The sequence below is a fragment of the Bradyrhizobium sp. Kon69 genome (assembly GCF_055807515.1).
This window is the reverse complement of sequence record NZ_JBVVOS010000029.1, coordinates 1-19053: the sequence shown is the minus strand read 5'-3', so window position 1 is coordinate 19053 and position 19053 is coordinate 1. Positions and strand designations below refer to the sequence as shown.

The following is a 19053-nucleotide window of genomic DNA, read 5'->3' as shown; positions in this document are numbered from 1 at the left end:
GCGCTCGTTCCGGGAGAACGCGACATGACGACGATCGAATCACTTTCCGACGTGACGCCGGCGACCCGCGCCGTCGAGATCGGTGAACTTCCGATTCCGCCCTATCGCGGCAACACGATTCCTGCGATCGACTATGATGCGCACCCGGCTTATGGCGGCATGTTCCCGAAGCCCACCTTGCGTGAGCGGCTTTATGCCCTGAACGTTTTTGCGCGCACTTTCGCCTTCGTCACCATTCGTCGCATGGTCGATTACGACAACATGCCGCTGCTCACCAAGGAGGCTGGTTTCAGCGGTCTCAATGCGCGGACAGCGCTGCGCTACGTCTCGATGTTCGCGAGAATCCGTGCGAGCCGCGCGATCGGCTGGCTGACCGGTACGCGCCGTCCTGCGAAGCCGGTGAACCCGGCGCTGCTCAACAAGATCAAATCCGACGGCATCGTCTGCCTGAACCTCACACCCGACGAGATCGAGCAGATCCGCAACGTGACAAATCCGGGCTTCGCCAAGCTCGACGAGCGCCGCGCCAACATTTCGCCGGAGAAGCGCAAGTTCGACGACAACGTCTACTGGTGCACGCGCTCCGCCGATCCGCAGGCGTTCGCGACCGTCGAGTCCATCTTCAAGCGCTACGGCATCATGGAAGCGGGAAGCGCCTATCTGGGCCGCCCCGCCGGCGTGAAGCACGTCAATGCGCAGATTAACGATCAAGATCTAGCATTCTGGAAGCGTGTGTTCCCGGATACGCAGCTTGCCGACCCCTGGGGCAGCTATCTGCACATCGATGCCACCTACGGCATGCTGAAATGCGCGATTTACGTCCATGACATCGGCCCGGATGGCGGCCCGTTCTGCTACATCCGCGGCAGCCAAAACGCGAAGATCGGCTGGTTCGAGGGCATGATCCGCCGCACCAACGATTTCTCCGGCTTCTCCGGCCGCCGGCCGGACGCGCGCAAGAAGTTCATGGCCTTGCCGGCTTTCCTGCGCAAGAAGGCCGACTTCGGCGGCGACCTGCCGGACAATTCGCCCGACGTGGCGCGCCTGCGCGAGGGCCACTTCGCCGCGACCTCGAACTACGGCAATTGCGTGCTGTTCGACGGCAACGGCATGCATCGCGGCGGCATGGTCAACAAGGGCGAGCGCCGCTGCCTCTTCATCCTGCTCGCGGAAATCTGACGTCAAGCTTGCCGCTGCAGCTTGCTCGGACGCTTGAGATATTCGCCAAGCTGCTCGGGGCTGAAATAAGCCGCCTGGCTGCGCAGCGGGCTGTCCTTGCGGATGAAAGCAAGATCGATCTGGGCAAGCGCGCCGTCGAGCGAGCGCATATGCCCTTCCAGCACGTCGTAGACTGCAAAGCCGGCGTCGTCGCAGAAGCGCACGACGTCGGCGAATTGCGGAATGCCATGCCGCATGGGCATCATGGTGGTTTCGAGGATCATGAGATCGATCTCGCTGATCCGCGTGCCGAGCCCCTTCAACACCTCGATCTCGGCGCCCTGCGTATCGACCTTGAGGAACACCGGGTGCTCGAGCGTCTCCGGCAACAGCGAGTCGAGCCGGCGCATCGGCGTCTTGCGCGCCTCGCCGTCGAGCGCCTTGCCCTCGACCTGTGCGAAGATGCTGGAGCCCGAGATGTCGTCATGGACGTTGAAGGTGATCTCGCCGTTCTCGGCACCGGCCGCGACCAAGAAATACTCGGCGTTGAGCCGTTGCTTGAGCTGCTCCAGCAGCGTTCGGCATTCCGCCACCGGCTCGACCAAGAAGTATTTGGCGCGCGGGAATGCATCATAGATCGGCGACGTGCCGAATGCGACGCCGACGTCGACCACCGTCTTCACATTGAAGCCGAGCGACTTCAGATGCTTGAAGAACAGACTGAAATTCCTGACCGGCGCGTTGGTACGCATCAGGCGCAGGCCGATCGGTTCCAGGACGTTATTGATGGCCTGAAACGCGGCAGAGACGAATGCCTTCATGAAGCGAGCGCCGGTTGGGCAGAAGCCGAGGTGGAGGATCGCGATCGCAAAATGCCCCTGCTCACAATGAATTTGCGACAGTTTGCAATCGACTGGTCGGTTTGGTAGATCAGCCCGGCAAGCCGGTCAAGCGACCGCCCCGTGGGCAAAGACAGCGACATCAGCATGAAAGTACTCGTGACCGGAAGCTCCGGCTTCATCGGCCAGGCATTGGTGCGGCGACTGCGCGCCGAGCATTGCGAGGTCGTGGGGCTCGACAAGGTTCCGGCCGAGACCACCGATATCGTGTGCGATATCCTCGATGCCGGCGGCCTGACGAAAGCCGTCACCGGCGCCGCACCCGATGGGGTGGTTCATCTCGCCGCCCGCATCGACCTCGACGAGAAGACCGACCTTGCCGGCTACACCGCCAATATCGAGGGCGTCGAAAACCTGGTCGAGGCCGTGCGGCGCACGCCGTCGGTGCGGCGAGCGATCTGGACCTCGTCGCAGCTCGTCTGCCGCGTCGGCTATGTGCCGACCAGCGACACCGACTACAAGGCCGACACGCTCTACGGAAAGAGCAAGGTGCGGACCGAGGAGATCGTCCGCAGCGCCGACGGCGCAGAGCGCGAATGGTGCCTGGTGCGCCCCACGACCGTCTGGGGCCCCGGCATGAGCGCGCACTACCAGCGCTTCCTGCACATGATCGAGCGCGGCCACTATTTCCATGTCGGGCACGACCCGCTCTGGAAGTCCTACAGCTATATCGAAAACATCGCCTTCCAGTATTGGCGTCTGCTGAGCGTTCCGGCGGAGCAGATCCATCGCCGGACGTTCTATCTCGCCGACTACACGCCGATCGATCTGATCGCGTGGAGCGACGCATTCCAACGCGCCTTCGGTTCGCGTCCGATCCCGCATCTGCCGACCGGCGTCGCCCACACGCTGGCGCTTTGCGGCGACGCCGTGAACGCGATGGGATTGAAGCGGTTTCCGTTCAACTCGTTTCGCCTGAACAACGTGCTCACGCAGTATCAGTTCGATCTGGCACAGACCGCCGCGGTCTGCGGCCCGCTTCCGTGCGATATGGAGCAAGGCGTCGCAGCAACCGTTGCCTGGCTGCGCAACATCTCCGCGCGCTGAGATCAAGTCGCCGGCCTGTTAAGCCCGACTCCGCCGGCTTCCTGTGGTGCCTTCGCGCGCAGCCTGGCGAGATCCAGCACCAGCCCGGTCGCCACCATCGACACCAGCACCAGGGCCGAATTGGCCACGCCGAGAGGTCCCTGAACCGGACTGAGCAGGACGCTGGCGAGCGCGAACACGAGCAGCAGCAGCGGCGTCATCAGACCGGAGTGCCGGCTTCCTGCCGTGCTCCAGCCGGCCACCCCTCCCCAGATCACGACGTAGACGATCGCGCCGACAAGGCCGAAATCGATGAAGGCGGCGGCCCAGACGCTCGGAAAGAAGCCATAGATCAGCGCTTCCCGCAGTTCGGCCTCCATGATTGCGACCTGATCGCTCTCCGGGAAGAATATCCGCAGCAAAGGCGACAGCGCGCCGATCTCGTAAACGCCCCATTGGGGCGTGAACTTGTCGCGCGACTTCCAGACGATATCGACCGTTCGCACGCCGTGTGTCAGATAAAAATACGTGCTCAACCCAATCATCGCGCTGCGCGCCGACACACGGCTAGATTGGATCGCCGACGCAACATAGCCGCGCGGCTTGACGTTCCAGGCATCGAGCATCGTGGCCAGAACGGCTTCCATCGAGGTCGTACCGGTGGCCTGTGACGGTACCGCCTTCGTCTCAGCGACGCGCTTGTTGAGCTCGGCTGCGGTGATCGCCTCCGCGGGCCTGGAGCGGTGGGCTTTGCTTGATGCCGCGGGCGCGCCGGCTGCCGCGGCCGTGTCGAGCTGGTTTGTCTCCTGCTGCAATTCGGCGATCAGGGGCGACATCAGGATGCAGAAGTTCTGGCGGCTGGACCAGATCGCGCTCGAATAGACCGCGAACACGCCCACGGCGATCACGGTCTTGGGCAGGAGATAATGGCCCCGCGGCAGAAGCGTTCGTCCCTGTGCGAGGCGCACCAGCATCGCCATCGCGACCAAGACGAGAACGAACAGGATCGGCATGCGTCCGGAATAAAGCAGCGCATAACCGACCGGCGAGATGATGGATAGTTGCGCCAATGCCGCTGCCCATCCCCTGATCTCCTCTCCCCTGAGCAAGAACAGCACGAGGGAGGCGAAGCCAAACGAGAACATCACGTAACCGCCATAGAGCAGCGGCGTGCGTCTGATCGCAACCGTGTCGACGAGCCCAGGCGCACAACGTAGCAGTTCGGCATAGCTGGAATTGCTCACGCCGCTGAGGAACGTGCGGTCAAGCGCCACCAGCGCTATGCCGACGATGCCGAACAGCGACGCGGCTAAGGTGACGTTGTTGAGCAGTCGTGCAGAGGCCGGCGGGGAACGGTCGTGGCCTGCGAACCAGCGATCGAAGGCTAGCTTGCCGCCCCGATAGGACAGCAAGAAGACCGCCAGCCCGATCGCAACCACGGTCAGCACTGCCATCGACGGCTGTCCCGGATAGTCGATCGGCCCGACGGCGACAGCGAAAAGCGCCCCGAACCAGATTACGGTCATCAGAATCGCGGGCGACGCGAGAGCGCCGACCAACGGAAGCAGCCGCTGCTGCAATTTGCCGTCCAAGAAGCGCCCCTCGGGTTAAGACGTGAAATTGTCTTGACGTTTACCTATGAACCGCCCTCAGGGGTAGAGCATGTCTGGATCGGTGGGAAGGCCGACCGTCTCGGTTGCGGCGGGTTCCCTGAAGCTCTCGCGCATCCTGTGGACGGCAAAGCCGGTCAGGGACACGAACAGCGCCGCGCTGGCGATCCCGCCGGCAAGCGCCGCACCGTAGATGCCGAGTACGGGGATCATCGTCACGTTAAGCACCGTCGATACCGCGGCGGAACCGAGATTGCAGATCAGAAGATACTTATCCGACCGCGCCGAATACAGCGCATAGGAGGGAACATCCGCCAGCATGCGCAGGAATATTCCTGGCAGCATGGCGTAAAACACACCGATGCTCGCTGCGTAAGTCGACAGCCCGAGCAGCGCGAGCATGGGCCTCATCGCAAAGGCCGACAGGATCATCGTGGCACAGACGAGTGCCAGCATGGACCAGAAGAACGAGCGCAGCGCGGTGCGATAGGCATCCCTGCCCGCCGTATAGCCCGCAATAACCTTCGGCAGGAACTGGTGCGACACCGAGGCGCCCAGTGACAGCAGGCCGATCAGGATCGTGGAATAGAACGTGTAGATGCCGAGCGCATCGCGGCCGACGAAGGCGTCGATGACGAAGCGATCGACATAGGAAATGACCAGCGCTCCCCCGGCCGTCAGCATGAAGGGACGCGCGATCCAGAGGCCCTGCCGGATGTTCTTGAGGTCCGGCCGGTATCCCCCGAGTTCGCGCCACGGCAATTCGGAGAGCGAGAACGCAGAAAAGGCAATCGCCGCCATACCACCGAGCGCCCACCAGACCATCACTGTTTCCAGCGTCCGCGTCGAGGGCGCCGCGAACATCAGAACGGCGATCGCATACACCCAGATCCCGCCGCGCAGGAACACGCCGATATAAGCCCTCACCGGCCGCCAGGTGATGATCAGGATCCGCGTCGCCTCCAGCGAGACGTGTTCGGTGACGAGGATCAGGATGAACCACGGCGCCAGACGCGCCGGAAAGGAGCCCGCGGCGATCGCGACGGCAACCACGATGCCGACCGCCACGAGCGCGGCCGTGCCAAGCACCATCTGGTCGGCGATGATGCGCGCGCGCCGCTCAGGCGTGGCCGGCACCAGTTCGCGCAAGGTGTAGGAGTAGAACTCCAGACCGACTGCGAGCAGCGCGAAGGCCAGCGTCGCGGTCAAGAGGCCGTACTGTCCCATTTCCGCTGGCGACAACATGCGCGCCAGCAGCAACGACAGCAGAAAGCGGCTCGCCAGCGTCAGCGCGCGCAGCACCAGCGCCGCGACCGTGCCGGCAACCGCCGGACGCGTCACGAGATCAAGCAGACGAAGTCGCATCGCGCTGTTTCCATCTCCGCCGGACGACGACATCGGTTGCAAGTGCGTTCCCCGCGGGATCGTCAAGCGACGGCCTTGCAGGACTTCATGAATTGCGGCAGGTGCGCGTTCAACGAGCGTGCCAGCGGCTCGACTGAAGCCCGCACGGCTTCGTTCTCGGGATCGAACTTGCGCCAGCCGAAATAGTCGCCCTCGACGCTGATCGACGCCAGGTGCCGCATGATTGCGCGACGCGTCGCGGCGAGATCGTCAGGCGGTTGCCATTTTGCAAGCCGCTCGGCGAGACCGTCGATCTCGCTTGTGTCGCGGACATGCAGGAAGTGCTGCTCGGTTGCGTAGTAAGGCTCGGTCGCGACGGAAATCAACCCGGCGAGCGCCGCCTGGAAGCCGATGGTACCGGTGAACGTGACCGACACCGCGCACTTCCCGATCAGCAGATTCGCAGGCACGTCGTAAGGCACCAGCACAACGGCCGGCAGCTTCGCCAGGCGCTCCAACAGCTCGCGCTGACGAAAACCGAATTGCAGCGGATGGTCCTTGACGAAGATGCGGTAGCCTGCACGGCCGAGCACCTCGCAATAGCGCACCAGCACGTCGTCATGCGCGAGCATACCCTGCGATTCGAGCCAGTAGTCCATCGAAGCTTCGGGGAAGAGCTGAAGCCCGAGGAATACCCGGCGCTCGCGCTCGACTCCGGCGAGCCGCTTGTCCCAGCCGTGATCGAGCAACCCGACCACGGCGACGTCGCGCATACGCACCTTGTGCTTCAGCCGCTTCAGTGCGTCGAGATAGTGGCAATTGTAGCGATCGCGCTTGATGAACCGCCAGATGTTGAAGTAGGCCCCGCGCAGTGCATAGTAGCCGAAGATCCGCCAGAACCTGGCGAGCGAAAAACGCTTGGCGTCACGCACATAGGCCGGCGCGAAATCCTCCTTGCAGAGCTGGCCGACGGCCGCGGCGATGTCCTCCGCGGACGGCTCGCGCAACCAGACCGGCTTTCCCCGGCGCATCAGCATGACCTGATCCGGGATGATCGAGGTCGTCATCTCCAGGAAGTCGATGCCACGCCGCCGCGCGATGCGCTCCATCACGTCCATGACGTAGCGGTCGATGGTGAATGTCGTGACCAGCTCGGGGGCAAGCTTGTCAAAAGCCTGCTCGATCGCCTGCGTCATGCCGCCGATCATCCTGAGCGCGACATCGCGATCGAGGCTCCTGAGCACGCGACAGCGCAGGATGATATCGGCACATCCGTCCTGGCCGAACCGGTCGAATGCCGCGGCAGCGGCATCGCCCCTGTCGACGAAGCGATAGAAGTCGTCGACCAGCGAATGGTCGCCGTCGTCGCGCAGATCGCTGAGCACGACGGCGTCGGCAAACTCCATGCGCGAGGCCAGGTACTTCCACCAGGCCGTCGTGCTGTGAATCGTGAAGAAAACGATCCGGGGCATCAGCGCTCGTTCGCGCTTTCCGCCAGGAACGGACTGCTCGGCAAGTTGATGCAGCGGGTATTCATGTCCTCGGCCACGGGGAGCGCCGCGCGCGGACAGTCGCGGTACATCGGCAACAGGTGCATCGGCGTCCACAGCGGGCGTGCACGAATGCCGTGGCCGTGCAGGGCCTGAAGCAAGCGGTCGCGCTCGGGGGCATAGTCGCGGTCGAGCACCAGCGTATTGAGCCAATAATTGCTCTCGGACCCCTTCGGCTCGCGATAGATGCGCGCCGAGGGAAAATCACGGAAGGCATCGAGATAGCGCTGAGCGAGGACACGCTTGGCCGCGACCATTCCCCCCAGCCGCTCCATCTGCGCGCAGCCGAGCGCGGCATTGATGTTGGGCAGGCGGTAGTTGTACGCGATCTCGTCATGCTCGAACGCCCAGGCGTGGGCCTTCTTTGCCGTCGACGTGAGATGCCGGGCGTGGCGGGCATGCGCCTCGTCGTCGGTCACGATCATGCCGCCGCCGCCCGTCGTGACGATCTTGTTGCCATTGAAGCTCAGCACCGCGGAATGGCCGAACGTGCCACAGCCCTTGCCGTTCAGGCGCGAGCCCAGCGACTCGGTCGCATCCTCGACGATGACGAGGCCGTAGCGGGCCGCAACCGCGCCGAGCGCAGCCATGTCGACGGGATGCCCGAAAATGTGCACGGGCACGACGGCGCGAAGCCGGCGCCCCGTGTGCCTGTTCACCCAGGCGCCGTTCTGCTGCACGGCGATTGCATCGAGATGGGCCTCGAGCGCACGCGGGTCGAGCCCCAGCGTGTCCCAGGTCGAGTCGACGAAGTGAGGCACCGCGCCGGCATGGCTGATGGCGTTGGCGGTGGCGACGAAGGTGATCGAAGGCAGCAGCACCTCGTCGTCAGGCTCGACGCCCTCCAGCACCAACGCCGCATGCAGCGCCGCGGTGCCGTTGACGATCGCAACCGCGTGGCGCGAGCCGGTCGCCTCCGCCACCATTTCCTCGAAACGTGTGACGTATTTGCCGGCCGACGACACCCAGTTGGTGTCGATGCAGTCGAGCACCAGCTCGCGCTCGCGACCCCCGAACCGCGGCTCATGCAGTTCGACCGGACGCTGGGCTGAGCCGAGCGCGGCATCGACGGCGTCAAGCACCGGCTTGACGTCAAGCATGGCGGGACGATTCGGGCTCGCTTGCGCGGAGGACATGCTCATGGTGCTCACAACGTGTAGGTATTGACGCGATAGCGGGCGAGATTGTCCTGCTTGGTGAACCAGGCGATGGTCTGCTCAAGACCCCTACGAAGGCCGTCGACGCCGCCGAAACGCGGCGACCAGCCCAGCAGCTTCTGCGCCTTGGCGTTGGAGGCCCATAGCCGCTCGACCTCGCTGCGCTCGGGGCGCACACGAACGTCGTCATGCTCGATCTCGATCTCGACTCCCATCAGCTCTGCGATCAGGTTCACGGTGTCGCCGATCGAGATCTCGAAGGCGCTGCCGATATTGATGACCTCGCCCTTGCCGGCCTTGGAATCAAGCGCCGCCAGGAAGCCGCCGACGGTGTCCGCGACGAAGTTGAAGTCGCGGGTCGGATGAATGCTGCCGAGCTTGATCTTGCGCGCGCCTGCCGCGATCTGGGTGATGATGGTCGGGATCACCGCGCGGGCCGATTGCCGCGGGCCATACGTGTTGAAGGGCCGCACCACGACCACCGGCGTGCCGAACGATCGCTCAAATGACAACGCAAGCTGGTCGGCGCCGATCTTGGTCGCGGAGTAAGGCGACTGGCCCTGCAGCGGATGCTCTTCGGTGATCGGAACGAATTGCGCGGTGCCGTAGACCTCGCTGGTCGAGGTATGGATGACCTTTTCGACGCCGAGATCGCGCGCTGCCTGCAGAACGTTGAGGGTGCCGCGGATGTTGGCCTCCACATACGTGTCGGGCGAGTGATACGAATAGGGAATGGCAATCAGCGCGGCGAGATGCAGCACCGCATCGCATCCCTTCATCGCTGTTCGCACGCCGTTGGGGTCGCAAACATTGCCCGCGAAGACGTCAAACTCCTTGCGGATCTCGGGCGACGAGGAATCGAGCCATCCGTACGAACCCGCGCTGTTGTAGTGCACGAACGTGCGCACTGCGACATTGCGTCGGACCAGCTCTTCGGCGAGGTGCGATCCGATGAACCCACCCGCACCCGTCAAAAGTACTTTTCGCAAAGTTCCGGTTCCCCTCTGGCAGGCCACCCAACCTGCCTGCCCACCTGATACGGCAGCTTCTAATCATTCCCGCCGCTGGAGGCCAGTTTTGAATGCACTGCAGGCCCGCAATGGGCTCGGGACCCCGGCACGAAATACAACCGTCCCTGTTGCACAAGTCTTTGAGAAAGATCAACAAATCTCTTGCGCGACAGGCGCGCCACCGGGGCTATGCAAATTCGCGCACGAGCCGGATCACGCTCTCCTGCTGCGCGGGCGTGATTTCGGCAAAAATCGGCAGCGACAGGATGCTGGTCTGGTCCCGGTATGCATGTGGAAATTCCGCCGCCGTGTGACCGAATCGCGCGTACGCCTGAAGCAGCGGCAGCGCGGTCGGATAGTTGATTGCGGTCTGCACGCCGTTAGCGTTGAGGTGAGCCGCCAGCGCATCTCGTCGCGGATGCCGGATGGTATAAAGGTGATAGACGTGGTGGCGACCAGGCGCGACCTGCGGTACGCTCACCCCCTCGATCCGGTTGAGGCCGGAATCATAGACCGCGGCCGCACGCTGCCGCGCCTCGGTCCAGGCCGCCAGATGCGGAAGCTTTGCCGACAGGATCGCGGCCTGCATTCCGTCGAGCCGGCTGTTGACGCCCTCGATCTCATGTTGATGCTTCACCAGGCCGCCGTGACGCGCGAGCCGCGTCATGTGCTCGGCAAGCCCGGCGTCATTGGTGACGACGGCGCCGGCATCGCCCATCGCGCCAAGATTCTTGCCCGGATAAAACGAGTAGGTTGCGGCCGCGCCGAACGTTCCCACCATCTGCCCCTTGTAGCGGGCCAGATGCGCCTGGGCACAATCCTCGATCACCCACAAACCATGGTTGCTCGCGATTCCCATGATCGCGTCCATCTCGGCAGGCTGACCATAGAGGTGCACTGGAATGATGCCGACGGTGCGCGGTGTGATCGCAGCCTCGATCGCCGCGGGATCGATCGTAAACGTCACACCATCGGTATCGCAAAACTTCACGACAGCGCCGGCGTGAGTGATCATTGCCGAGGTCGATATCCAGGAATGTGCCGTCGTGATCACCTCATCGCCCGGCTTCACCTTGAGCGCGGCCATCGCCAGATAAAGCGCATCCGTCCCGTTGGCACAGGAGACGCAGTGCTTGACGGATGCGGCCTTGGCAAAGTCGCGCTCGAACGCATCGACAAATGGGCCGCGGATAAAGGCGTTGTCGCGGATGACAACCGCAATCGCAGCGTCGATCTCGCCCTTGATGTTCTGGTACTGGAGCTGGAGATCAGCGAAGGGTACGGCCATCAGTCACTTCCGCAAGGTCAATAGGCGCGCCGGATTGCCGGCATAGGTTCCGGCCGCGGTGATGTCCCTGGTCACCACCGAGCCCGCGCCGATCACGACGTCGTCCACGATCGTGACCGGCATGATCGTGGCATTCGAGCCGATCGACACCCTGTTGCCGATCCGGGTCTCACGCCACAGCTCCTTGCGACCGCGCGCCGGACCACCGCCCGCGAAGGTGTCGTTGATGAACATCACGCCGTGGCCGATGAAGCAGTCCTCACCGATGCTGACGAGCTCGCAGACGAAACTGTGCGATTGCACGCGCGTGCGGGCGCCGACGACGACATCCTTCTGGATCTCGGTGAAGGGGCCGATGAAGCAGTCATCGCCGATCGTGCAACCGTAGAGATTGCAGGGCTCGACGATCTTGACGCCGATACCGAAGCTGACGTCTCGCATTCCGACCTGATGGCGCTCGGGGCCACTCACGAAGCAACACCCAGCCGACTGCGGCGAGGCACGAAGTGAAGCGGCACCTCCTGCCCCGTCTCGATCGATTCGTAGAGCGCCGAGATCAGTTCCAGGCTCTTGCGGCCCTGCAGCCCGTCGACCAGAGCTGCGCCGCGGTCAGCGAGACACTCGACGACCTGCTGATAATAGGCCTGGTGGCCGAAGCCATAGACGTTCGGCGGGTTGACCGAGAACTTTTCGATCACCTCCTTGTCAGACGGCAACTCGTTGACGAAACGCCAGTGGCGGATGTGGTTCATGGCGAAGCCGCCGACCTCGACCGTTCCCTTCTCACCCAGGATCGAGAGCGACCCCTCGAGATCAGCCGGACGCACCGCGGTCGTGGCCTCGATGATTCCCAGTGCCCCATTGCGGAACTTCAGCGTAGCAACCGCCGTGTCCTCGGTCTCGATCTTCACCAGCGCGGTCGCGCTGCGCGCATGAACGCTGACCACGTCGCCGAAGAACCACTCCAGCATGTCAATGTGATGGCTGGCCTGGTTGGTCAGCACGCCGCCGTCCTGCGCCCAGGTCCCTCGCCAAGCGTCTTGATTGTAATAGGCCTGCTCCCGGCACCAGCGCACGCGAACCGTGCCGAGCACGAGCTTTCCAAAGCGGCCGGCATCGAGCGCCTCGCGCGCCTTGACAATCGGCACGTTGAAGCGGTTCTGCTTGACGACGAAGAGCTTGACGCCGGCTGCATCGCAGGCGCGGATCATGTCGTCGGCGTCTTGCAGCCGCAGCGCCATCGGCTTTTCGACCACCACATGCTTGCCCGCGCGCGCGCAGGCGATCGCATGCTGCGGATGCATCCCGCTCGGCGTGAGCACCGCGACAGCGTCAATGTCGTCGCGTGCGAGCATCTCGTTGAGAGCGGCATACGCGGCGACCTTGAACTTCGCGGCGATCGCATCCGCCCGTGCGCGATCGGAATCGCACACCGCGACAAGGCGAGCGCCTTCAATGATGCCGCCGCCGAGGATCTCGGAGTGGCGCTTGGCGATACGCCCGCATCCGAGCAGGCCGAACCTAACCATAAGACCTCGATCTTTCCCGTTGATGGCTCGTGACGAAAGGGTCTGAGCGCACCGGTCAGGCTGACCTATATTAACAAAAGCCCGAATAAATCAAGGCTTTAGACAGTTCAATATCCCCATTCGGGCGTGCCTTGGACATTGCCTGCGTTCCTCAAATGGGATATCCGATCCGCCACATGGTGCCTCCCACGAACTTCACGGATCACAGGGCCGCGGACGGATTTCGTTTGCGCGGCAACGATCGCGGCGTAGCGCTGCTCATCCTGTGCCACCTGGTCCTGGGCAGCATCTCGCTGATCTGCGTGGCGCGCATCTACCCGGTCTACAGCATTATCTTCGACAACGAGAGGCTACCCACCGCGATTGCTACGGTCGCAGCGTTCGCCGTCCTGACCATCTTGTTCGTCCGCGCCCGGTTCAGCTTCGGCTATTTTGCCGGCTACTACCTCTTCGTCATGATTGCCGGCTATCTCTGGCTCAACAACTTCACCGAGTTCGATTACAACCATCGCCTGAGCGGCCTCTCTGCGGCGGCCTCCGCCGTGGCATTCCTGTTGCCAGCACTTCACCAGCCAACCTTGCCGCGATTGCTGGAATTGTCCTCGCAGGCTTTAGAGCGGCTATTGGGCTGGATCGTTCTGATCGGGGCCGCCGTCGCCGCGATCGGGGCGTATTACAACTTCAGGCTGGTCTCGCTCGGAGACATCTACACGTATCGCGAAGCTTTGACCGCACCGGCACTGGTGAACTACCTGGTTGGGATCACAATGACGGCCCTCTTGCCGTTCGCATTCGCATGCTACGCCGTGCATGGAAAACTCTGGCGGGCCGGCGCCGTCGTCATCCTGCTGCTGCTGTTCTATCCGGTCACATTGAGCAAGCAGGCTTTCTTTGCCCCGGCATGGCTCGTCCTCATGTTCGTGGTGACACGGTTCATCGGCTTGCGGCTCACCGTCATCCTGTCCCTCCTGCTCCCGACTGCGACAGGGTTGGTTCTGTTCAGCCTTTACCAGAGCGGCCTATTGCCTGAGCGGTCCGCGATGGCGGTATTCCAGCTGGTGAACCTTCGCATGGTGGCCATACCCTCGCTTGCGATGGACTATTACAACGCGTTCTTTTTCAGCCACGAACAGACGCATTTCTGTCAGATCAGCTATTTGAAGCCAATCATGCCTTGCCACTATCGGGAGCCACTGGCAGTTGTCATTTACAATTGGTTTGGCATCGGTGGCTACATGAACGCCTCGCTCTTCGCCACCGAAGGCGTTGCGTCGGTCGGCCCGCTGCTTGCCCCGATCTCTGCACTCGTATGCGGCATCGTCGTCGCCATCGCCAACGGCATGTCCGCGGGCGCATCCCAGCGCATTGTTCTGGTTTCCTCGGCACTGTTGCCGCAGACCCTGCTGAACGTGCCATTCACGACTGTGATGCTGACCCATGGAGCCGTCGTGTTGTTTCTCCTGTGGTATGTGATGCCGCGAGACACAACCGAACGAGCGGATTAACGCGATGCGCGTCCTCATCCTCAACGCCGACTACCCACGCTTTCTGACCTGGCTGTACCGTCGCACGCCCGATCTTGCCGGCGCGACTTACGCGACGCAGATGGCGGCGCGCAATGCCAGCCTGTTCGGCGTTGCCGATTTCTACTCACGCAACTTCGCGGCCGCTGGGCATGTCGCCGCCGACATTCACATCAACAATCCCTGGATGCGCGCAGCTTGGGCGCGCGAACACGGGCTTGCTTTCGAACAGCCACCGGAGCCGGGAAACGAGGCTCAACGGCGAGCGATCCCCGGCTCGCTTCAACGCATGATCGCGCCATTCAAGCCGATCCTCAGGCCACTGGCACGAAAAGTGGGCTTGAGCCCACGGCTCGATGCGCAGGCGGAAGAGATCCTGTTGGCGCAGATCGAGGGATTCAAGCCGGACGTCGTGCTGAACCAGGACGTCTTCCACATCGATGCGCGCCTGGCGCGGCAGATCAAGGGCATCGGGCGGCCGATACTGATCGGGCAGGTCGGCATCGTCCCCTCGCGCGGCGAGGATTGGTCGGCCTATGATCTGATGATCTCGCAGCTTCTCCGGGTCGTTGAGTCCTTCCGCAGCGTTGGCGTCAGGTCCGAGGTGGTCCATCTGGCCTTCGAACCAGATATCCTCGACCTTCTTCCGCCGGCGCCCGAGCGCAGCATCGACATCTCCTTCGTGGGCGCGGTGTCGGCGGATCACCAGCAGCGGGTCGCACAGCTCGAAGCGGTGGCTTGGAAATACGACCTGAAGCTCTACGGCAGCGGCCTGCAGAACCTGCCCGCCTCGTCGCCGCTGCACCGCTGCTATCAAGGCGAGGTCTGGGGCGTGGAGATGTACCAGGCGCTCCGGGCCTCGCGCCTGACGCTCAATTCGCACATCGATCAGGCTGGCCGCGAGGCCGGCAACGCGCGGCTGTTCGAGGCGACCGGCGCCGGCACGTTCCTGCTGACCGATTTCAAGGACAATCTCCACACACTGTTCGATATAGGCAGCGAGGTCGCGGCTTGGCACACGGCCGACGACTGTCTCACGCTGATCGATCGCTACCTTGGGAACGAAGACGAGCGCTGCGCAATTGCTGCCGCAGGACAGGCGCGGACAGTTTCGACCCATACATTCAGGCGGCGGATCGAGGACATTCTTCGCTTTGTGAGCTGAAAGTCGCGAGTCCTTCGCTCTTGACGGTACGAATCAAAATAGCCAAAGTGCCTGCGCTTGATAGACGCCATGTCAGTTTAATGGCGCCTTTTTTATTTAAGGGCCTGGATAGCATACGTTGGTCATTTCAGATTCGGCGAGCAACCTTACCTAAGATCATTCTCAACAAGCGCGCATCCAGCGGATCAAGTACGGGACGCTTCAATTCGCGCCGGATCGCACAACCCCAAAGCGTCGAAAATCAGCTCGAGCATTCGCGTGAACCACATACTCATTGACGAAGAGGATCGTTTGACAAGGTGGTCTGCCTACGAATCACACCGAACGTACTACGGGTGTCCATTCAAAGTCGACACGACGTCAGACTCCAGCGGGTTTCGATTGACCAGCCGCTATCACTTGCTGCCGAAGCCACAAACACGAGTGGACGCTGAACGATGAAACGCTACCACATTGGTGTGTTCCTCGAACTTCCGCTCGACGTCGGCGGCGGTTTCCAGCAGTCGCTCACCGACATCATATGGATGCACGACTGGGCCAGGACCGTCGGCCTGGAGGTCACCGTATTCACGACGCTGCGCGATAACGTTGCGATCCTTGCCGAGCTCGGCATCACCAGCGTGTATCTGAAACTCAACTGGCTCGACCGCCTGTTCTTGTTCCTCAAATATCTGGGACCGTTCGATCTGCTGCAATACAGCCTGCGCGCCTGCGCGCCGTTCGAGAAAAAGCTCCGGAACGCTGAGGTCGATATCGTCTACTTCACCACCACGTCCAACTGGAATCTGGTGCTCTACAAGCTGCCGTTCATCATCACGGTTTTCGACGGTTGCTTCCGCGACAGCCCCGAGTTCGACGAGGTGCGCGAATTCGCCCAGTTCGAGCGACGTGAAATCGTTTGGCGCAGCGCTTGCATTAAAGCCGCCCTTGTCATCACGAACGCCGACGAGCTCATCGATAAATTATGTTTTCGTTATGCGATGACGCGGGACCGCGCCGTCTGCATTCCTCTTTCGCCATCACCTTACGTCACCCGAGCGAACGCGGACGAGGCAACACGGGAACAGGATTCTGCGATTTTAAGCAGATACGGCTTGGAGCCAGGCTATCTGTTTTACCCTGCACAGTTTTGGTCGCATAAGAACCATGCGACCATCCTGCTCGCCATGCGCCTGCTGAGAGATCAAGGGCACAAGCATAGGCTGGTGCTGTGCGGCTCAGATCCTGGTGCACGATCCACTTTCGAGGCACTTGTCACCGAACATAAGCTTGAAGATTCCGTCCGTATCCTTGGCTTCGTCCCCTCCACCGAGCTTGCCGCTCTCTATCGGGCTGCAAATGCGATGGTGATGGCTACCTATTTTGGCCCGACCAACCTCCCGCCCTTGGAAGCTTGGGCGGTCGGAACGCCCGTAATCTATCCGGAAGCATTGAAGGCGCAAGCCGGCGATGCCGCAATCCTGTTCGACTACGACGACCCCGCATCGCTGGCCAAGGCCATCGTCAAGGTCGGCTCGGCGGAGGAGCGCAGCCGGCTCGCCGCGGCCGGCAAGGAGCGGCTCGGTTTTTTCGCCGAGCGGATTGACGAGGGTCATCGCCAGCTCGCCCGGAAGCTGATGCGGCTTCGATACCGCCGCTATCCCCAGATCTACTGACTTCCACAGGAGCAGGAAAGACGATTGGCCGGATGTGCTAAATCAGTTCGGCACCGCCGCCAGCACCCGCGCACGCACCCGCTCCATCAGAAGCGGACTGGCCGCGATGGCAACGACGACCAGCCAGATCGCACACCCCGCGATGAAAGGCAGCAGCCCCGCCCCCGGCACGACATCCCGGATTGCTGCGCCAAGACCCCATCCGCCGAGCACGATCGTCGCCATGGTTGAGATCAGGACCACAACGTGGCGGACCGGATGGCTTAGCGTCTGGCAGACGATCACGAGCGTCAGGATTCCGAACTGGGTAAGCAGGTCGCTCGCAACGATCGCGATTGCGGCACCGAGCGGACCGAGCCGGGGAATCAGCACGGCAGACAACACCAGGAAAACTCCCAGCTGTACTCCCTTGGTCCGCACTAGGAGATTACCACGATTGCTGTGATTGGCGAAACTAAGGGCCATCAGGGAAGGCGCAACGACAGCTGAACCTATCAGCAGCGTGACGGTGAGCGCGGCGTCGTTCGGAATACTGCCATGCGTCCACAATGTGAAGAAATCCGGCCAGAACGGCAGCAACCCGCCGACGATCAAGCTGGCCATCGCGGTGATGAACAGCGATCCGTAAGCGTAGAGGCCGCGCAGCCGTACCAAGTCGCCGATCGCAAAATCGTGGCCGAGCTCAGCGCCGATGGGCAATGTCATCTGGATGCTGATGCCGCGCAGGAAGCTCGAGATCACGCGGATCAAGCCCCATTGCGCGACCGCCACGCGATCGGCAACCATCGCGCTGACCAGCAGCATCGGCGCATTGGCGAGCGCGATCTCCGTCAGATTGGCCACGGCGAATGGCAGCGCAAGACGGAATTGCCCGGCGTTCCATAGCCAGGACCGTGAGGCGATCGCGCGTCCCCGCCGCAGGAATGGCAACTGGCGCGGGGCGTCGTAGACGGTCAAGAACAACGCGAACAGAATCTGCGTCGCGACGAAAGTGATCGCGACCGCAAGCAGGCTCCCGAGCCATGCAACCGCGATGAACTGTCCGATCTGTCCAACTAGCAGCGCGACATTCTGCGACCACACCGCGCGACTGTATTTGCCGCGCACGCGATAGAGCCCCGAGACGAGATTGGCCGGCAGAGCGAGCAGCGTGCCGACAGTGATGACGATCATCGCGACATTGAAGCTCGGCGTTTCGTGAAACCCGAGGACTGCGGCCGGCGGGAACAGCTCGGTTCCCGCAATCAGCAGGGCACTGAGTCCCAGGACGATCACCAGATAGAGCCGCATCATGCGCGCGTAGAAAGTTGCCGTGCGTCCGTCGGAATCGACGCAGGCCTTGAACGCGAGAAAGCGGTTGATGGCACGAAGCTGCAGGCCGGCATCGGCGACGACAACGAGGCTTCCGGCCGCATACAGCGCGAGCCAGGCCGCAAGTGTGTCACTGCTCCAGAAATGCAAAAACGCCGGAATCAGAACGAGCTGCTGGGTCAGGGCAAGCAGCATCTGGACGACATTCGCAGACCAGCCATGAATGAGGCGGCGAAGGCGGCCGGGGACGTTCATTCGGCTCTCAGGCTGCATATCAACGATAGATCAGAGACATAGCTCGGCCACCCGTTGGTCATCGCAGTTGAGTCGGGGCAACAAACCGCGACCATCACCCGTCATCGGCTCCCGAAGAGGTCAGACTATAATGAAGTGTCCTGTCGGGTCGACAAAATGAAATCCGGAGTCGGGGTTGTCCCCCCTGCCGCCAGTCGTGTCCTGCACCTGAGACGATGCGGCAATAACAGAAATTTGCGTAGCATTGTGATTGTTGTTGGCCTCGTTGCTCTCCGAAATCGCATTATTGTAGTCCGAGATTCCGCCGATGTAATAGGTGCCGGGCGCCAGATTGGCGGGAAGCGCCAGCGAGATCGTCTGGTGATCGAAATAGCCCGGCGCCCCGTTCGCCGACAGCCCTGGCGAGGCCACCGTCGTCAGCAGCGTGTCTCCGGTCGTGATCGTGGCGTCGGTCGATAGATAGAGGCCCGAGATCGACGCGGCGGCGGCAGCCTTACCAAAATTCACCACCCAGAAGTCGATGTTAGTGCTTCCGCCCGCCGCTATCGTCGTGCTGCTCACGCTGTCGAACGA

General features: G+C 62.4%; 16 protein-coding genes. 5 read left to right on the top strand and 11 right to left on the bottom strand.

Features of this window, described 5'->3' with window-relative positions; all coding sequences use genetic code 11:
• Positions 1–24: 24 nt before the first annotated feature.
• The gene (locus tag AC0L3U_RS30965; protein WP_473364297.1) at positions 25–1179 is read left to right on the top strand and encodes a phytanoyl-CoA dioxygenase family protein; all 1155 of its coding nucleotides are present in this window, start codon (positions 25–27) and stop codon (positions 1177–1179) included.
• A gap of 2 nt (positions 1180–1181) precedes the next feature.
• Here AC0L3U_RS30965 and AC0L3U_RS30960 read toward each other — a convergent pair whose 3' ends face one another.
• Complete coding sequence (locus AC0L3U_RS30960; protein ID WP_247290296.1) at positions 1182–1979, bottom strand: FkbM family methyltransferase; 798 nt, start codon at positions 1977–1979, stop codon at positions 1182–1184.
• A gap of 165 nt (positions 1980–2144) precedes the next feature.
• Here AC0L3U_RS30960 and AC0L3U_RS30955 point away from each other — a divergent pair, with 165 nt between their 5' ends.
• On the top strand, positions 2145–3104 hold the full coding sequence (locus AC0L3U_RS30955; protein ID WP_247290298.1) for an NAD-dependent epimerase/dehydratase family protein: 960 nt from the start codon (positions 2145–2147) through the stop codon (positions 3102–3104).
• A 2-nt stretch (positions 3105–3106) separates the two neighbouring features.
• Here AC0L3U_RS30955 and AC0L3U_RS30950 read toward each other — a convergent pair whose 3' ends face one another.
• From AC0L3U_RS30950 to AC0L3U_RS30915, 8 genes are all read right to left on the bottom strand, one after another.
• The gene (locus AC0L3U_RS30950) at positions 3107–4675 is read right to left on the bottom strand and encodes a hypothetical protein (RefSeq protein ID WP_247290300.1); all 1569 of its coding nucleotides are present in this window, start codon (positions 4673–4675) and stop codon (positions 3107–3109) included.
• A 57-nt stretch (positions 4676–4732) separates the two neighbouring features.
• Positions 4733–6058, bottom strand: a complete 1326-nt coding sequence (locus AC0L3U_RS30945; RefSeq protein ID WP_247290302.1) for an MATE family efflux transporter — start codon at positions 6056–6058, stop codon at positions 4733–4735.
• A gap of 62 nt (positions 6059–6120) precedes the next feature.
• Positions 6121–7509, bottom strand: a complete 1389-nt coding sequence (locus tag AC0L3U_RS30940) for a hypothetical protein (RefSeq protein WP_473364296.1) — start codon at positions 7507–7509, stop codon at positions 6121–6123.
• A complete protein-coding gene (locus tag AC0L3U_RS30935; protein WP_473364295.1) occupies positions 7509–8729 on the bottom strand; it encodes a LegC family aminotransferase in 1221 nt (406 codons plus the stop codon). Before AC0L3U_RS30935 ends, AC0L3U_RS30940 begins: the two co-directional genes overlap by 1 nt.
• Before the next feature lie 5 nt (positions 8730–8734).
• Positions 8735–9733: an NAD-dependent 4,6-dehydratase LegB gene (locus AC0L3U_RS30930; RefSeq protein ID WP_473364294.1), complete on the bottom strand. Its 999-nt coding sequence runs from the start codon at positions 9731–9733 to the stop codon at positions 8735–8737.
• Between the two features lie 208 nt (positions 9734–9941).
• On the bottom strand, positions 9942–11042 hold the full coding sequence (locus tag AC0L3U_RS30925; RefSeq protein ID WP_247290310.1) for a DegT/DnrJ/EryC1/StrS family aminotransferase: 1101 nt from the start codon (positions 11040–11042) through the stop codon (positions 9942–9944).
• Between the two features lie 3 nt (positions 11043–11045).
• The gene (locus AC0L3U_RS30920) at positions 11046–11483 is read right to left on the bottom strand and encodes an acyltransferase (RefSeq protein ID WP_247818906.1); all 438 of its coding nucleotides are present in this window, start codon (positions 11481–11483) and stop codon (positions 11046–11048) included.
• Between the two features lie 26 nt (positions 11484–11509).
• Positions 11510–12571, bottom strand: coding sequence for a Gfo/Idh/MocA family protein (locus tag AC0L3U_RS30915; RefSeq protein WP_473364293.1), 1062 nt, complete (start codon positions 12569–12571; stop codon positions 11510–11512).
• 227 nt (positions 12572–12798) lie between these two features.
• On the opposite strand from AC0L3U_RS30915, the gene AC0L3U_RS30910 reads away from it, so the two are divergent.
• The 3 genes from AC0L3U_RS30910 (at position 12799) to AC0L3U_RS30900 (ending at position 16914) form a co-directional block, all read left to right on the top strand.
• Entirely contained in the window at positions 12799–14076 is a 1278-nt protein-coding gene (locus AC0L3U_RS30910; RefSeq protein ID WP_473364292.1) for a hypothetical protein, read from the top strand.
• A gap of 4 nt (positions 14077–14080) precedes the next feature.
• A complete protein-coding gene (locus tag AC0L3U_RS30905) occupies positions 14081–15259 on the top strand; it encodes a CgeB family protein (RefSeq protein WP_473364291.1) in 1179 nt (392 codons plus the stop codon).
• Positions 15260–15696: 437 nt separating this feature from the next.
• Positions 15697–16914 carry a glycosyltransferase gene (locus tag AC0L3U_RS30900; RefSeq protein WP_473364290.1) on the top strand — a complete coding sequence of 406 codons (1218 nt, stop codon included), beginning with the start codon at positions 15697–15699 and terminating at the stop codon, positions 16912–16914.
• Positions 16915–16956: 42 nt separating this feature from the next.
• On the opposite strand, the gene AC0L3U_RS30895 is transcribed toward AC0L3U_RS30900, so the two are convergent.
• Positions 16957–18480 (bottom strand): MATE family efflux transporter, encoded by a 1524-nt coding sequence (locus AC0L3U_RS30895; protein ID WP_473364289.1) that lies wholly within the window; start codon positions 18478–18480, stop codon positions 16957–16959.
• A gap of 120 nt (positions 18481–18600) precedes the next feature.
• A partial coding sequence (locus AC0L3U_RS30890; RefSeq protein WP_473364288.1) for a CARDB domain-containing protein occupies positions 18601–19053 on the bottom strand: 453 nt, incomplete at its 5' end.

What these genes read in the sequence shown, in the direction of transcription:
- AC0L3U_RS30965 (WP_473364297.1), top strand. Translation starts at nt 25, where the DNA reads ATGACGACGATCGAATCACTTTCCGACGTGACGCCGGCGACCCGCGCC.
- AC0L3U_RS30960 (WP_247290296.1), bottom strand. Translation starts at nt 1,979, where the DNA reads ATGAAGGCATTCGTCTCTGCCGCGTTTCAGGCCATCAATAACGTCCTG.
- AC0L3U_RS30955 (WP_247290298.1), top strand. Translation starts at nt 2,145, where the DNA reads ATGAAAGTACTCGTGACCGGAAGCTCCGGCTTCATCGGCCAGGCATTG.
- AC0L3U_RS30945 (WP_247290302.1), bottom strand. Translation starts at nt 6,058, where the DNA reads ATGCGACTTCGTCTGCTTGATCTCGTGACGCGTCCGGCGGTTGCCGGC.
- AC0L3U_RS30940 (WP_473364296.1), bottom strand. Translation starts at nt 7,509, where the DNA reads ATGCCCCGGATCGTTTTCTTCACGATTCACAGCACGACGGCCTGGTGG.
- AC0L3U_RS30935 (WP_473364295.1), bottom strand. Translation starts at nt 8,729, where the DNA reads ATGAGCATGTCCTCCGCGCAAGCGAGCCCGAATCGTCCCGCCATGCTT.
- AC0L3U_RS30925 (WP_247290310.1), bottom strand. Translation starts at nt 11,042, where the DNA reads ATGGCCGTACCCTTCGCTGATCTCCAGCTCCAGTACCAGAACATCAAG.
- AC0L3U_RS30920 (WP_247818906.1), bottom strand. Translation starts at nt 11,483, where the DNA reads ATGCGAGACGTCAGCTTCGGTATCGGCGTCAAGATCGTCGAGCCCTGC.
- AC0L3U_RS30915 (WP_473364293.1), bottom strand. Translation starts at nt 12,571, where the DNA reads ATGGTTAGGTTCGGCCTGCTCGGATGCGGGCGTATCGCCAAGCGCCAC.
- AC0L3U_RS30905 (WP_473364291.1), top strand. Translation starts at nt 14,081, where the DNA reads ATGCGCGTCCTCATCCTCAACGCCGACTACCCACGCTTTCTGACCTGG.
- AC0L3U_RS30900 (WP_473364290.1), top strand. Translation starts at nt 15,697, where the DNA reads ATGAAACGCTACCACATTGGTGTGTTCCTCGAACTTCCGCTCGACGTC.
- AC0L3U_RS30895 (WP_473364289.1), bottom strand. Translation starts at nt 18,480, where the DNA reads ATGAACGTCCCCGGCCGCCTTCGCCGCCTCATTCATGGCTGGTCTGCG.